General features: G+C 67.1%; 13 protein-coding genes. 9 read left to right on the top strand and 4 right to left on the bottom strand.

What is annotated here, in order from left to right:
• The first annotated feature begins 32 nt into the window (after positions 1-32).
• The 7 genes from AC5LXK_RS17375 to AC5LXK_RS17405 all read left to right on the top strand — a co-directional run bounded on the left by AC5LXK_RS17375 (position 33) and on the right by AC5LXK_RS17405 (position 8020).
• On the top strand, positions 33-614 hold the full coding sequence (locus tag AC5LXK_RS17375; RefSeq protein ID WP_059238510.1) for a cupin domain-containing protein: 582 nt from the start codon (positions 33-35) through the stop codon (positions 612-614).
• Positions 615-791: 177 nt separating this feature from the next.
• Positions 792-2405: a peptide ABC transporter substrate-binding protein gene (locus tag AC5LXK_RS17380; RefSeq protein ID WP_493392726.1), complete on the top strand. Its 1614-nt coding sequence runs from the start codon at positions 792-794 to the stop codon at positions 2403-2405.
• A 10-nt stretch (positions 2406-2415) separates the two neighbouring features.
• Positions 2416-3354 carry an ABC transporter permease subunit gene (locus tag AC5LXK_RS17385; protein ID WP_493392727.1) on the top strand — a complete coding sequence of 313 codons (939 nt, stop codon included), beginning with the start codon at positions 2416-2418 and terminating at the stop codon, positions 3352-3354.
• Positions 3355-3367: 13 nt separating this feature from the next.
• Positions 3368-4270 carry an ABC transporter permease gene (locus AC5LXK_RS17390; RefSeq protein WP_493392728.1) on the top strand — a complete coding sequence of 301 codons (903 nt, stop codon included), beginning with the start codon at positions 3368-3370 and terminating at the stop codon, positions 4268-4270.
• Between the two features lie 105 nt (positions 4271-4375).
• A complete protein-coding gene (locus tag AC5LXK_RS17395) occupies positions 4376-5368 on the top strand; it encodes an ABC transporter ATP-binding protein (protein ID WP_493392729.1) in 993 nt (330 codons plus the stop codon).
• The gene (locus tag AC5LXK_RS17400) at positions 5365-6384 is read left to right on the top strand and encodes an ABC transporter ATP-binding protein (RefSeq protein ID WP_493392730.1); all 1020 of its coding nucleotides are present in this window, start codon (positions 5365-5367) and stop codon (positions 6382-6384) included. Before AC5LXK_RS17395 ends, AC5LXK_RS17400 begins: the two co-directional genes overlap by 4 nt.
• 163 nt (positions 6385-6547) lie before the next feature.
• Positions 6548-8020 carry an OprD family porin gene (locus tag AC5LXK_RS17405; RefSeq protein ID WP_493392731.1) on the top strand — a complete coding sequence of 491 codons (1473 nt, stop codon included), beginning with the start codon at positions 6548-6550 and terminating at the stop codon, positions 8018-8020.
• Between the two features lie 55 nt (positions 8021-8075).
• Here AC5LXK_RS17405 and AC5LXK_RS17410 read toward each other — a convergent pair whose 3' ends face one another.
• The 3 genes from AC5LXK_RS17410 to AC5LXK_RS17420 all read right to left on the bottom strand — a co-directional run bounded on the left by AC5LXK_RS17410 (position 8076) and on the right by AC5LXK_RS17420 (position 12123).
• A complete protein-coding gene (locus AC5LXK_RS17410) occupies positions 8076-9071 on the bottom strand; it encodes a DedA family protein/thiosulfate sulfurtransferase GlpE (protein WP_493392732.1) in 996 nt (331 codons plus the stop codon).
• 154 nt (positions 9072-9225) lie between these two features.
• Positions 9226-9495, bottom strand: coding sequence for a hypothetical protein (locus AC5LXK_RS17415; RefSeq protein ID WP_059448929.1), 270 nt, complete (start codon positions 9493-9495; stop codon positions 9226-9228).
• A 276-nt stretch (positions 9496-9771) separates the two neighbouring features.
• Positions 9772-12123, bottom strand: coding sequence for a phosphocholine-specific phospholipase C (locus tag AC5LXK_RS17420; protein ID WP_493392733.1), 2352 nt, complete (start codon positions 12121-12123; stop codon positions 9772-9774).
• Between the two features lie 568 nt (positions 12124-12691).
• Here AC5LXK_RS17420 and AC5LXK_RS17425 point away from each other — a divergent pair.
• On the top strand, positions 12692-13192 hold the full coding sequence (locus tag AC5LXK_RS17425; RefSeq protein ID WP_493392734.1) for a GNAT family N-acetyltransferase: 501 nt from the start codon (positions 12692-12694) through the stop codon (positions 13190-13192).
• Between the two features lie 260 nt (positions 13193-13452).
• Complete coding sequence (locus AC5LXK_RS17430) at positions 13453-15048, top strand: thioredoxin family protein (RefSeq protein WP_493392735.1); 1596 nt, start codon at positions 13453-13455, stop codon at positions 15046-15048.
• Positions 15049-15087: 39 nt separating this feature from the next.
• Here AC5LXK_RS17430 and AC5LXK_RS17435 read toward each other — a convergent pair whose 3' ends face one another.
• Positions 15088-15339, bottom strand: coding sequence for a DUF4148 domain-containing protein (locus AC5LXK_RS17435; protein WP_493392736.1), 252 nt, complete (start codon positions 15337-15339; stop codon positions 15088-15090).
• Between the last annotated feature and the right edge of the window lie 224 nt (positions 15340-15563).

Here is a 15563-nt window from a genome sequence, read left to right on the forward strand (position 1 = left end):
AACATTTTTTGACGATCACTTTTCGGCCTGCTATGGTTCCCCCCACTGAAAACTCGCGGTCTGCAGACGCTGCCGCCGCACTGGGCAGCAAGATTCGCGCGTTGCGCCAACGACTCAAGCGCACGCTCGACGACACCGCTACCGCCGCGGGGATTTCGAAGCCGTTTCTGTCTCAAGTCGAGCGCGGGCTCGCGTCGCCGTCCCTGACATCACTGGCCGGTATCGCGCACGCGCTGGGTGTGACGGTGCAGTACTTCGTGGATACGCCGAGTGAAGAACGCTCGGTCTGCCGAGGCGAGCAGTTGCGCTTCTTCGGGTTTGCCGATTCGGCGAACCTGTTCGCGCGGCTGACGAACGTATCCGAAGGGCGCCAGCTGGAGGCGATCCTCGTGAGGATGCCGCCGGGGCAGAAGCGGTCGGAGGTGACGACACATGCAGGAGAGGAGTTCCTGTATGTGATTGAAGGGGAAGTGTCGCTGACGCTGGAAGGCAAGACGTTCGTCCTGCAGGCCGGCGACAGTTCGCACTATCAGTCGACGGTCCCGCACAGCTGGGTCAACACCGCAAAAGTGGAGTCGGTGGTGGTCTGGGTCGGTACACCGAGGCTGTTCTAGCGCACAGGTATTCCTTCGTTTCGAAGACGGGATACCTGTCGAAAGAAACGTAAGGAATACTAATATGCAATACGAGAATCACGGGCCTCCTCAATCGCTGCACCCGTCAGCGTCTCACGCGTAATCCGCGGCATTCGCCGCGCGACGCCCCGAACAAACCTTCTCAAGACAGCCACGATGAAATCCTTGCATGCCATGTCGGCCGTGCTGGCCGCGCTCGCCCTGACGACGCCCGCCGCTCACGCCGTTACCGTTCCGTCGAACGTCACGCTCGCTCCCCAACAGGACCTGACGCGACAGGTGCCCGCCGAAGTCGAATCGCTCGACCCCGCGCACATCGAATCGTGGACCGGCAACACGATCGGCCTCGACCTGTTCGAAGGGCTGGCGCGCATCGATGCGGCAGGCCAGGTCGTGCCGGGCGTCGCGCTGTCGTGGGAACGCAAGACGCCGCAGACATGGATCTTCAAGCTTCGCCATGACGCGAAGTGGAGCAACGGCCAGCCGGTGACGGCCGCCGATTTCGTCTATTCGTGGCAGCGCCTCGTCGATCCGAAGACGGGCTCGAAATACACGATCCTCGTCGAGTTCATCAAGAACTCGAAGGACATCATCGCAGGCAAGGCCGCACCGTCGACGCTCGCCGTGCGCGCCGTCGATCCGTACACGCTGGAAGTGACGACCGACGTGCCCGTCGCGTTCTTCCCCGAGCTGACCGCGATGGCGCCGCTCGTGCCGGTGAACAAGGACGTCGTCGCGAAGTTCGGCGATGCATGGACGCGCCCGGGCAACATCGTCAGCAACGGCGCATACCAGCTCGTCGACTGGCAGCCGAACAACCGCATCGTCGTGTCGAAGGACGCGAAGTACTGGAACGCGCCGAAGGTCGTGATCAACAAGGTCACGTACCTGCCGATCGAAAGCGACGAAACCGCGATGCGCATGTACCAGGCCGGCCAGATCGACTACAGCTACTCGATCCCGTCGGGCATCTTCCAGCAGGTCAGCAAGCAGTTCGGCGGCGAACTGCGCCCGGGCCTGCAGCTCGCGACGTACTACTACTACCTGAACAACAGCGACGCGGCGCTGAAGGACAAGCGCGTGCGCCAGGCGCTGTCGATGGTGATCGACCGCGACGTGCTCACGTCGAAGCTCACGCAGGCCGGCGAGAAGCCGATGTTCGGCCTGATGCCGAACGGCACGAAGGGCGTGCAGCCGTTCACGCCGGAATGGGCGTCGTGGCCGATGGCCAAGCGCATCGCGACCGCGAAGGACCTGCTGAAGCAGGCCGGCTACTCGGACGCGAAGCCGCTGTCGTTCACGCTCACGTACAACACCAACGACCTGCACAAGAAGGTCGCATTGTTTACCGCATCGGAATGGCGCACGAAGCTCGGCATCAACACGAAGCTCGAGAACGTCGAGTTCAAGGTGCTGATGAAGGAGCGTCACGACGGCAAGGTGCAGATCGCGCGTGACGGCTGGTTCGCCGACTACAACGACGCGATGACCTTCTTCGACCTGATCCGCTGCGGCAGCTCGCAGAACACCGTCGGCTACTGCAACAAGCAGGTCGACGCGCTCGTCGAGGAAGGCAACCAGAAGCTCGACGACAAGGCGCGCGCCGCGCTGCTCACGCAGGCGCACGACCTGGCGATGAACGACACGCCGATGGTGCCGCTGTTCCAGTACTCGGCCGACCGTCTCGTGAAGCCCTACGTGGGCGGCTATTCGCTGAAGAACGTGATCGACATGCGTGCTTCGCAGGACCTGTACCTGATCAAGCACTGACGGAGCGATCATGCTGGCCTACGCATTGAGGCGCACGTTGTGGGCGGTGCCGACCATTCTCGCGGTCATCACCGTCTGCTACCTGCTGCTGCATTTCACGCCCGGCGGTCCGTTCGATTCGGAAAAGCAGTTGTCCGCCGCGACGCTCGCGAACCTGAACGCGAAATACCACCTCGACGAGCCGCTGTGGAAGCAGTACCTGATGTATCTCGGTGCGCTGCTGCACGGTGATCTCGGCCCGTCGTTCCGTTACGTCGACTGGTCGGTGAACGATCTCGTGAAGAAGGCGCTGCCCGTGAGCCTCGGCGTGGGCGGCGTGTCGATCCCGATCTCGATCGTGCTCGGCGTGCTGCTCGGCACCGTCGCGGCCGTGCGCCGCGACAGCGTGATCGACCGTTTCGTGATGCTGATCGGCAACTTCGGCAACGTCGTGCCGCCGTTCGTGCTCGGCCCCGTCATGGTGTGGATCTTCGCGATCCTGCTGAAGACGTCGGAAGGCAACGGCTGGCTGCCGGCCGGCGGTTGGGGCGACGGCGGCTGGCGGTACCGGCTGCTGCCGATCGCGCTGCTGACCCTCATCAACGTATCGCTGCTCGCCCGCGTGATGCGCGGCTCGATGATCGAGACGCTGTCGAGCAACTACATCCGCACCGCGCGCGCGAAGGGCCTGCCGGGCTCGACGATCGTGCTGCGCCACGCGCTGAAGCCCGCGCTGATGCCGGTCGTGTCGCTGTTCGGCACGGTCTGCATCACGTCGATCACGGCGGCCGTCGTCACCGAATCGGTGTTCGCGCTGCCCGGCCTCGGGCAGCTCGTCGTGAACGGCGCCATCAACCGCGACTACACGCTGGTGCTGGGCCTCGTCGTGCTGACGACCGTCTGCGCCGTGCTGTTCAACCTGCTGGTCGACCTTGCGTACGCATGGCTCGATCCGCGCATCCGTTATTGAGCGAGGCACCGCGATGACTCCGACTACTCCCGTCGTCGGCCTGCCCGTGCAGACCGATTCGCCGCCGCGTTCGCGCTCGCCGCTCGAGCTTGCGTTCGCGCGCTTCCTCCACAACCGCGCGGCGGTGTTCAGCCTCGTGCTGCTCGTGCTGATCACGCTCGCGTGCTTCGTCGGCCCGTTGCTGCTCGCGGCCGATCCCGCCGCGAGCGACTGGGGCTCGATCAGCCTGGCGCCGACCTGGGCGAACCAGCACTGGCTCGGCACCGACGAGCTCGGCCGCGACCTGCTCGTGCGCACGCTGATCGGCGGCCGCGTATCGATCGAGGTCGGCCTGCTCGGCACGCTCGTGTCGGGCCTGTTCGGCGTCGCGTGGGGTGCGACCGCGGGCTTCGCGGGCGGCCGTGTCGACTCCTTGATGATGCGTGTCGTCGACATGATGTACGCGATCCCGTACCTGCTGATCGCGATCCTGATGATGACCCTGTTCGGCCGCTCGTTCATGCTGGTCGTGCTGACCATCAGCGCGTTCTCGTGGATCGACATGGCGCGCGTCGTGCGCGGCCAGACGCTGTCGCTGCGCAACCGCGAGTTCGTCGATGCGGCGCGCGCGATCGGCGTGTCGCCGGCCTCGATCGTGCTGCGCCACATCGTGCCGAACCTGCTCGGCGTGGTCGTCGTGTACGCGACGGTCTCGGTGCCGAACATCGTGCTGACGGAATCGGTGCTGTCGTTCCTCGGCCTCGGCGTGCAGGAACCGATGACGAGCTGGGGCGTGCTGATCCAGGACGGCGCGCAAAAACTGGAATCGATGCCGTGGCTGCTGCTGGCCCCGGCCGTCATGCTGTGCGTGACGCTCTATTGCGTGAACTTCGTTGGCGATGGCCTGCGTGACGCGCTCGACCCGAAGGATCGCTAAGATGAAACGACCCCCACGCTCACTTTATTCGCTCGGGGGGGCGCAGCCCCCCCGTCTCCTCCAGGCTCTGCCGTCGAAGTGCCGGGCGGCCCGGCGGAGGCTGGCATGACCGCACTACTGGAAGTAGACAACCTCGGCGTGCGCTTCACGCGCAAGGATGCGCCGACGATCGACGCCGTGAGCGGCGTGTCGTTCTCGCTCGAAGCCGGCAAGACGCTCGGCATCGTCGGCGAATCGGGCTCGGGCAAGAGCCAGACCGTGATGGCATTGCTCGGCCTGCTGGCCGGCAACGGCACGACGACCGGCACCGCGCGTTACCGAGGCGACAACCTGCTCGAGATGAATACGCGCGCGCTGAACGCGGTGCGCGGCGACCGGATCGCGATGATCTTCCAGGATCCGATGACGTCGCTCAATCCGTTTCTGACGATCGAGCGGCAGATGACCGAGACGCTGCAGCTGCACCGCAAGCTGTCGCGCAAGGAGGCGACCAAGCGGGCAATCGAGGCGCTCGAATCGGTGCGCATTCCGGATGCCGCGCGCCGCATCCGCATGTATCCGCACGAGTTCTCGGGCGGCATGCGGCAGCGCGTGATGATCGCGATGGCGCTGCTGTCCGAGCCGGAAATCCTGATCGCCGACGAACCGACCACCGCGCTCGACGTGACCGTGCAGGCACAGATCATCGACCTGCTGCGCGAGCTGAACCGCGAGCGCGGCACCGCGATCGTGCTGATCACGCACGACATGGGTGTTGTCGCCGGCCTCGCGGACGACGTGATGGTCATGTATGCGGGCCGCACCGTCGAATACGCGCCGGCCGAATCGATCTTCGCGGCACCGTCGCATCCGTACACGATCGGCCTGCTCAACGCGCTGCCGCGCCTGACCGACGCGGACGACGCGCCGCTCGTCGCGATTCCCGGCAATCCGCCGATGCCCGGCACCGCGCCGGCCGGCTGCGCGTTCGCGAAGCGCTGCACGTATGCGGAAGAACGCTGCGGCGCCGCGCGCCCCGCGCTCGAAACCTATGGCGCCGTGGGCGCGGTGCGCGCGTGCCACCGGCCCGTGGCCGATCTGACGGGAGGTCTGCGATGAGCGTCGATGAACGCCGCCGTACCGGCGCGACGGACGACACGCTGCTGTCCGTCGAGAATCTGAAGGTGCATTTCCGTGTGCCGCTCGGCGGCTTTCCGTGGTCGCCGAAGGGCACGCTGCGCGCGGTCGACGGCGTGTCGTTCGACGTGAAGCGCGGCGAGACGGTCGGGCTGGTCGGCGAATCGGGCTGCGGGAAGTCGACGCTCGCGCGTGCGCTGATCGGCCTCGTGCCGATGACGGACGGCACGGTGAAGTGGCGCGACCAGGCCGTTGCACCCGATCACCTGCGCGGTACCGCGATGCGGCGCGAAGTGCAGATGATCTTCCAGGATCCGCTCGCGTCGCTCGACCCGCGCATGACGATCGAACAGGTCGTCGCGGAGCCGCTCGTCACGCACCACTCGGGCCTCGGCCGCACCGAAGTGCGCCGCCGCGTGATCACGATGCTCGAACGCGTCGGCCTGAATGCGCATCACCTGCTGCGTTATCCCCATGAATTTTCCGGCGGACAGTGCCAGCGCGTCGGAATTGCACGCGCGCTGATCGGCGAGCCGAAGCTCGTGATCTGCGACGAACCGGTATCGGCGCTCGACGTGTCGATCCAGGCGCAGATCGTGAACCTGCTGCGCGACCTGCAGCGGGAACTGTCGTTGTCCTATCTGTTCGTTGCGCACGATCTGGCGGTGGTCAAGGCGATCAGCCAGCGTGTGCTCGTGATGTATCTCGGCCGCGTGATGGAGTTCGGCACGCGGCATGACGTGTACGGCGTGCCTCAACACCCGTACACGAAGGCGCTGCTCGATGCGGCGCCGACGCCGGAGCCGGCGCGCGAGCGTGCTCGCCGTCCGATGCTGCTGGCGGGCGAGATGCCCTCGCCGCTCAACCCGCCGTCCGGCTGCGCGTTCCGCACGCGTTGCCCGGTCGCGATCGACGCATGCGCGCAGGACGTGCCGCTGCCGGAAGTTCGGCAGGGGTCGGCGGCGCGTGTCGCGTGCATCCGTGCGGGTGCGGCGTGAAGTGAAGTAGCGCGGCAAATAAAACCAGGCAGGTCAACAGGGGCAGTGGCGGCGCGAATGATCTTCGCGCCGCGGGTACAGGCGCGTCCTTAACCGGGCGCGCCGGGGGGCCGGGAGCGGATCGCAACCGGCGTGGACGATATCAAACAAGACGAGAATTACGATGAAAAAACAGAAGACGATCGGGACGGCATCGAAGATGCTGCTTGCATGGGGACTACCGGCACTCGCCGGCGTCTCGTTGACGGGCGTTGCGCACGCCGACGACGCGGCCCCCGCACCGCTGACGGTCGCGCAGGCCGCACCGGCCGCCGGTACCAGCGCCACCGTTGCGCAGGCACCGACCCCGAACGCCATTGTCAACGCCGAAGCCGACCAGGCCGTCACGCCGACTGCCGAGCCGTCCGCGCAGTCGAAATCGAAGGGCTTCATCGCCGACAGCCATCTCGATTTCCTGTTCCGCAACTATTCCGACGTGCTCGACAGCAAGGGCGGGCCGCATCGTCACGCATGGGTCCAGGGCGCGATGGCCAACTTCGAATCGGGCTACACGACGGGCCTGATCGGGATCGGTTTCGATGCATCGCTGTATGCGGCGCTGAAGCTCGACGGCGGCGAAGGTGCCGGCAGCATGGTGCACATCGCGAAGGGCGGCGGTGGCGGCAACCAGCTCGCATGGGCCTACCCGGGCATCTACGACATCAAGGCGCGCATCTCGAACACGGTGGTCAAGTACGGTCTGCAGGCCGTCGACAACCCGTTCATGGAGCAGCACGACAACCGTGCGCTGCCGCCGACGTTCCTCGGTGCGACGATCGTCAGCAATGAATTCAAGAACGTGATGCTCGAGGCCGGCAGCTTCACGAAGACCGACGCGCGCGGTCACACGACGCTCACGAACCTGACGACGCAGTACGGCGGCACGCGCATCAATCGCCTGTCGTATGTCGGCGGTACGTGGGACTACTCGCCGAACGGCGAAGTCGCGCTGTACGCGAACCAGGCCGACGACGTGTGGCATCAGTACTACGCGTCGGTGAAGCACAGCATCGGCAGCCCGCAGACGATCAAGTGGACCGGCTTCGGTAACGTCTACTCGACGCACGACACGGGCGATGCGCTGCAGGGCAAGATCGACAACAACGCATACAGCCTGTCGCTGGCTGCGCAGCACGGCCCGCACGAGCTGCTGCTCGGCTTCCAGCAAGTGCTGGGCGACCAGTTCTTCGATTACCTGAACGAAACGAACGGCATCTTCCTCGTCAACTCGATGGACGTCGACTACAACGCGCCGCACGAAAAGTCGCTGCAGCTGCGTTACACGTTCTACGGTAAGGAAGCGGGCCTGCCGGGCTTCAAGGCGATGGTCTGGGGCGTGACGGGCTGGGGTGCGGACGGCAGCGTGGGCGCGGCCAACGACCCGACCAAGTCGAGCATCTACTGGAGCAACGGCGCACCGGTGCAGGGCCGTCACCACGAGTTCGGCTTCATCCCGTCGTACACGTTCCAGAGCGGCAAGCTGAAGGACACGAAGGTCACGTTCATCGCGATGTGGCACAACGGTTCGGCTCACTACTCGGACGCGACGAACCGCGAGTACCGCCTGGTCGTGAACCTGCCGCTGCACGCGTTCTGATCGAAGGGGGAACCGTGTTCCCCCGCATCGCGCAGCCGGCCTGTCAGCAGGGCGCTCAGGCCGGCTTGTGCAACCCCGCGACCGGGTCGTTCGCGGCGGGCATCTCTTCCACGAGCGACGTGAGCTGGCGGCCCGTATCGCGCCATGCGTCGAGGCCGCCGCGCAGCGCGAGCGCATCGGTGAAGCCTGCGTCGAGCAGGCGCTTCGCCATCAGCGCGGCCGTGAACTCGTTCGGGCACGAGCAATACACGACGAATTTCTGCGTGATCGGATAGCGCGCGACGATGTCGCCGATCTGGCGTTCGTCCGCAAACTGCGCGCCGGGAATCGTGAACGGGTCGAGCTTGCGGTGCTCGGGCGAGCGCACATCGAGGACCACCGGCGCGGAGGTATCGCGCAGCATCGCGTCGAGCTCGTCGACGCCGATCCGCGCGCTCGCGAGCTGGCGGATCAGCGCGCGGCGGCGCATCCAGCGGATCGCCGCGTACACCGCCAGCACCGCGACGGCCGCCAGCAACGCCACGCGGCCAAGCTGGCCCGCGCCGGCGAACAGCCAGTCGATCTGGCGATAGAACATCACCCCGACCACCAACCCGACGATCGTCCACAGCGCGGCGCCGAGCGCATCGTAGCCGACGAACGTGCGATAGCGTGTGCCGAACGCGCCGGCCATCGGCACCGACACGAGCGACAGCCCGGGAATGAAGCGTGCGACGGCGAGCACGCGCACGCCGTAGCGGCCGAAGAAGCGTTCGGTCTTTTTCACGCAGCTGTCACGCGACAGCGACAGCCGGCAGATCGTCTTCAGCGTCGTGCCGCCGAAGCGCCGGCCGGCGAGGTACCAGACGGTATCGCCGATCAGCGCGCCGAGTACCGACAGGGCCACCACCGTGACCAGCTGCGAGCCGATCATCGCCGGATGCATCGCGGACATCGCGCCGAACAGCACGAGCGTCGGCATCGCGGGCACCGGCAGGCCGATGGCCGCCGCGAGCACGTTGGCGAACACGAGGAGCGGCCCGTACTGGGCGACGAGGTCACGTAGGAGCATGACGGCTGGCCGAAAAGGAAAGGCGTGGGCAGGAAACGCAGATGGGCCGATTATCGGCCTTTTTCAAGACAGCGGCGGGAATGACGGAATGCGCCTGACGGTGGCAGGGGGATGTCGGTGAGCACGCGCATTGCACGCGGCTCACCGTTCTGGATCAGGACGGCGAACGAGCGAGCGATGCGGCGCCGTGGTTCTCGCCGGGCAGTTCGGCGCCGTGCGAGCGGATCGCCGCGATCAGTTCGGCCGGCGTGATCTCGTAGCGGACCTCACGGTGGATGCCGGGTTTGCGTTCGTCGATCTCGATCAGCAGCACGCTTTTGCCGTCGCCCGTCGCTTCGAGCCGGAGCGAGCGCAGTTCGCGGCCGTCGGCCGGGTCGTGTTCGGTGAGCAGGGTCATAGCCCCGGATGAGCCGGTAGTGCGCATCGAACCTATCCTCGTATCGTGTCGTGGATGCCTTGGCGGCAAAGATGTCGTTGTTGAATACGGCTTGACGCAGTTTAACGCGAACGGGCCGCAACACGGAGCATTTTCGTGCGGTGAAATGAGGGCTACACCACCGATCCTTCTGATGTTTGAGCCGCGCCGGGCGGGCGTTTCAGCCGGATCGGGCACCGGCCGCAGCCGGCGCGCGACCGGCGTTCGCGGCCGCGCCGGCGCGGGCGGCGACACGCGCTGCAATGCGTGTCGCCGGGCGCGGTGTCAGAAGCGGTCGGCGAGCCCCATCGCCGGGTCGCTGACCGAGTGGCGGCCCGTTTCGACGCGGCCGGCCACGCGGCGCGAGAAGCTTGCATCGCTGTCGGCGGTCACGATGAAGTCGTACCAATGGCCGGTCGAGTCGAGCTTCCAGTGCAGTTCGGACCGGTCGCCGGCGTGCACCGTGACGGTCCACGTGGTACCGGTGCCGTGACCGTGGCCGCGCCCCTGGCTGTTGCCGTCCTCGTTGCCATGGCCATGACCGTGGTCGTCGCTGCCGCCGCGTCCCGACAGCGGCCCGTAGACCTGGTTCGACTTCACCGTGAAGCGCACCGTGCCGCCGCCGTCGTTGCGCAGCCGCAGGTGGAGGCTGCCGCTCGCGCCCGCATAGCCGACGCGCACTTCCGGGCGCGGCGCGCGTGCGCCGGCGAGGCGGCTCAGGTCGCCGGTGAAGCGGCGGTGATAGCCGTTCGGGCCGAGCACCCACAGGTCATATTTACCGCCGTTGTCGGCGCGCGCGGCCCAGTCGCCGTGCAGTGTCTTGCCCGGTTCGACGACGTAGCGCCGCGGCAGGCGGTCGAGGTGCAGCTTGTCGTAGACGTGAAACACGGCGGCGGCGCGGCCCGTGTTCGCGAACTTCAGCGTGACCGTGCCGGTGCCGGCATCGGTACGGGCGCTTGCATGCAGCTCGTAAGGCAACGCGCGCGACGGACGCACGCCGGTGGCCTGGGCGGGCAGCGCGGGCGCGGTCGGCGGCACGATCTTCGGCGCGGCCTGCTGCGCGGCGCTCAGCGCGTCGACCTGGCTTTTCGTCGTACGGCCCGCGAGCGTCGGCAGCGGCTCGTTGTTCGGCGAGCGGAAGTTGAGCGCGCTCGTCAGGTCGCCGCACACCGCGCGACGGTACGGGCTGATCTGCGGTTCCGCGACGCCGAAGCGCTTCTCGAGGAAGAGCAGCGTCGACGTATGGTCGAACACCTGCGAGTTGACCCAGCCGCCGCGGCTCCACGGCGACACGACCCACATCGGCACGCGCGGGCCCGGGCCGTACGGGCGGCCGTCGGTGGCCGGCTGGCTCGACGTGGCCGGCGTGAAGTCGTGGTACTCGACCGCGACGTCGGCGGCCGACAGCGTATGGCCGCCCGCGAGCGTGCCGTCGGGATTGCGCGACGGCACGGCCGGCGACGGCATGTGATCGAAGAAGCCGTCGTTCTCGTCGTAGTTGACCAGCAGCACGGTCTTGCTCCACACCTCGGGGTTCGCCGTCAGTGCGTCGAGCACGGCCTGTACGTACCAGCCGCCCTGCGCGGGGCTCGACGGCCCCGGGTGTTCGCTGTACACGGACGGCGGGATGATCCACGACACTTCCGGCAGCGTGCCGTTGCGGATGTCGTCGCGGAACGATTCGAGAAAGCCGTACGGCATCGTGTTGCCGAACCCTTTCGCGAGCGGGCTCAGCGGATCGTCGATCGCCGGATCGTAGAACGCGCCGGCCGCGGTCGCCGGTTGCGTGATGTCCGTCGACGCGACGTATGCGGGCCGGCGCGCGGCCGGCATCTGCTCGATCGCCGCGCGCCAGTGGCGGAAGCTCATCATCTCGTTGCAGCCGAAGTTGTCGATCAGGCTCTGGTAGACCTTCCAGTTCACACCGGCCTGCTGCAGGCGGTCGGCATAGGTCGTCCAGGTCCAGCCCTGGCTCGACGGGCCGATGTCGTTGCCGCCGTTGAACTGGTTGTTCAGCGCGGCGATCTTCACGCGGCCGCCGTCGGCCGGGCTGATGCCGTTCGGGCCGTTGGTGCCGCTCCAGTAGAACAGGCGGTTCGCGATCGTGCCCGTGTGCATCCCGCAGTGGTAGTGGTCGCACAGCGTGAACGCATCGGCGAGCGCGCGCTGGAACGGCACTTCCGCGGCGTCGTAATAGCCCATCGACAGCGGCGTCTTCGCGTCGGGCCAGCGGTTCATCCGGCCGTGATCCCACGCGACCTGCGCATCGGCCCACGTATGCGGCGTGCCGCCCGCGCGCTGCGCGTTGCCCTGGCTCGCGTCGAGGTGATACGGCGTCACGGTCGCCGCGGGCGTCGCCTTCGTGTACGCCTGGTAGAACACGTCGCGGCCGTTCGGCGATGGCACCGCGAAGCGGTCGCCATAGCCGCGCACGCCCTTGAACGTGCCGAAGTAGCTGTCGAATGCACGGTTCTCCATCATCAGCAGCACGACGTGCTTGACGTCCTTGATGGTCCCCGTTTCATGGAACGCGGGAATGGCGAGCGCGCGGCGAATGCTCGGCGGAAACGCGGACAGCGCGGCGGCGGCGAGGCCGGACGTGGCGGTCTGCTGAAGGAACTTGCGGCGTGACGTCATGGCGTTCGGATCCTGTGGTGGTGGGAGCGTTCGTGACTTCGTGTGGAGGCACCCGTGCGTCGTCCCCCCCGGGACAATTCGCGATGCGTGTGCGTTCGGAGGCGTCGGCAGCATGTCGCGGTGATGCGTGCATCGCGCCCGGCATGCGGTATCGCGCGGAGGCAGCGGCCGTCGCCGCGATCCTGCGCGCCGCGCGCTCGTGATGCGCGGGGCAGGTGTCGGCACACACACCGGCCCGGCGCATGCCGGGCTGGGCGGCGCTCAGTCTAGGGAGGCGACATGACGTCGACGTGATGGAGACATGACACGGCATGTCGCGCGTGTGACGTTGCGTGCGCAACTATTTTCGGTGGAAAAGGCAACAAATTACCGATTCCCTCGCGCGGGACCGGTCAGATATTTCCGACTCGTGGCCCGTGCGCGTGGTCGCCTGTCGTTGTAGAGGCAACAACCTGTGAAGCGGCGTGACGCCCGTGTTTCAAATGCGTGAAATCGGATAAGCTCGACACGTTGCTGCGCACGTGCGCAGCCCGTGCCTTTGGCGCGATCTTTTGGAACCGGCCCACCCATGACCGATATCAAGATCCGGCACAGCGAGACGCACGACGTCGACGCGATCCGGCAGATCGCCGCGCATCCCGCGGTGTACATGAATACGCTGCAGCAGCCGTTTCCGTCGCTCGAGAAATGGCAGAAGCGGATCGAGAGCGTGCGCGAGAACGGCGTGAGCCTCGTCGCCGAAATCGACGGCGCGGTAGTCGGCCACCTTGGCCTGCATCCGGAGCCGAATCCGCGCCGGCGCCATGCCGCCGGGCTCGGCATGATGGTCGACGCGGCCCGTCACGGGCACGGCATCGGCAGCCGGCTGCTCGCGGCCGCGATCGATCTCGCGGAAAACTGGCTGAACATCACGCGTCTCGAACTGACCGTGTTCACCGACAATCGCGCGGCGATCGCGCTTTACGAGAAGCACGGGTTCCGGATCGAAGGAGAATCGCCGGATTACGCATTGCGCGACGGCGCGCACGCGTCCGTGTATCACATGGCACGGATCAAGGGCCGGCCGTGAAGGGCCGGCCGACACCCGGGCGACCGCATGCGCGGCTGCGCTGCCGCGCGTCATATTCATTCGAGAATTCGTTCGTTTTCCCCCGGCTGTACCCGTCGTATCGTTAAAGGATTTGCCGGTCGCGTCTGCCGGCGTCCGCTTTTCCGACTCGATGCATGCGCGGCGTGGCACGTCGGCTGGCTTCATCGTCCCCGCTTCACGGCCGTCGTCCCGGCACGCCTCGCCTCCCGCAACCGTCTCTCTCAACGGAACCCGCTTCCATGAAAACCGTTCTCCGGAATCTGACTGCCGCCTGCCTGTTCGCCGCCGCGGGTGCGGCGTTTGCCGCGGCCGCGCCTGCGGGCGCACCGGTGGTCAGCGCCTCGTCCGATGGCGCGCATCTGCCGCCCGGCATCGCGTGGCAGCACGGCGACGTCGACGCCGCATTCGCGCTCGCGAAGCGCACCGGCAAGCCGCTGCTGCTGTACTGGGGCGCGGTGTGGTGCCCGTCGTGCAACCAGGTGAAGTCGACGATCTTCAGCCAGCAGGCATTCAAAGCCCGCTCGTCGTTCTTCGTGCCCGTGTATCTCGACGGCGATACCGAAAGCGCGCAGAAGCTCGGCGAGCGCTTCAAGGTGCACGGCTATCCGACGATGATCCTGTTCCGCCCCGACGGCACCGAAGTGACGCGGCTGCCGGGCGAAGCCGATCTCGCCCGCTACATGCAGGCGCTGTCGCTCGGGATGACGGCCACGCATCCGGTGCGGCAGACGCTCGCGACCGCGCTGAAGAACGGCGGGTCGCTGACGCCGGACGAATGGCGCCTGCTGGCCGATTATTCGTGGGATACCGACGGCGCGCTGCCGGTGCCGGCCGATCGTGTTGCCGAGACGCTGCAGTCGCTCGCGCAACGCGCACGGGCGGCCGGTGCGAAAGCAGAATCGGCGCGCTTCGCGCTGAAATCGACGGTCGTCGCCGCGTCGGACGATCCGGCGCAGGCCGGCGCGCTCGACAAGGCGGCGCTCGCCGATTCGCTGCGCACGGTGCTGCACGATCCGGCGCTGTCGCGGGCCGATTCGGACGTGCTGGTCGCGGCGCCGGCGCGTGTCGTTGCCTATCTCGGCGGCGACGACGCGCAGCGTGCGAAGTTGCGCGGCGCGTACGACGCGGCGCTCGCGCGCCTGTCGACCGACACCACGCTGTCGTCGATCGACCGGTTGATGGCGCTGCACGGCCGCGTGCTGCTCGCAAGCGGCGATGCACGCAAGGGTGCGCCGCCTGTCGCGCCGGCGCTGGCCGATACCGCACGCAAGCAGATCGCCGCGTCGGTGCAGGGCGCGGCGAACGCGTACGAGCGGCAGGCGCTCGTCAGCGAAGGCGCGGACACGCTGACCGACGCGGGGCTGTACGACGAGTCGGATGCACTGCTGAAGGCCGAGTTGCCGCGTTCGTCGACGCCGTATTACTTCATGTCCGGGCTGGCCGCGAATGCGAAGGCGCGCGGCGACAAGGCCACGGCGCTCGACTGGTACCGCAAGGCGTACGACGCGGCGAGCGGGCCGGCGACGAAGCTGCGCTGGGGCGCGACTTACTTTGCGAATGCGGTCCAGCTGGCGCCGGACGATTCGGCGCGCATCGAAGGGATTGCCGCCAGTGTGCTCGCGCAGGCCGACAAGACACGGGACGCGTTCTACGGCGCAAACCTGCGTGCGCTCACCAAGGTCGTCACGCAGTTGAACCGCTGGCGCAGCAGCGGCGCGCACGATGCGTCGGTCAGGTCGGTCGTGAAGCAGTTCGACGGCGTATGCGGGAAGCTGCCCGCGGGCGATCCGCAGGCAGCGGCGTGTGCGAAGCTGATCCAGCCCGTGAAGGCGTAACCACGCACGACGGCATCGTCGGGCGGGCCGGACGACCGATTACCGGCCCGACTCCGACGATGCGCCGCGATCACTGCCGTATCCGGCATCGTGCTGGCGGGCGATCTTCGCTTCGGCGGAAACGATGCTGGCCGGATAGAACCAGTCGCTCGACTGGAAGCCGGCCTGCTTCAGCGCCTTGACTTCGGCATGGACCTGCGCGCGCGTCAGCGGCGGGTTCGACTGTGCTTGCGCGGCGAGCGGGGCCGAGACGGCGACGGCGATGGCAACGGCTTGGATCAGGTGCTTCATGATCGGGACCTCCACGATTCCGGTAAATCGCCGCGCTTCGTTCGCCGAAGCGCCGTGCGACGTTGAAACCAGTGTAGGCCGGAGCGGGCGAGGGAAAAATGCGATCGCGCCCAACGCAGTGTTTTGCTGCGGGCAACAATGGACACGCGGCGGGGATGCCGGATGGCGTCCGGCGTGCCGCACAGGCACGCGGTGACGCGGTGACGTGGCGTTGGCCGGGCCCG

It is taken from the genome of Burkholderia pulmonis (assembly GCF_984667975.1).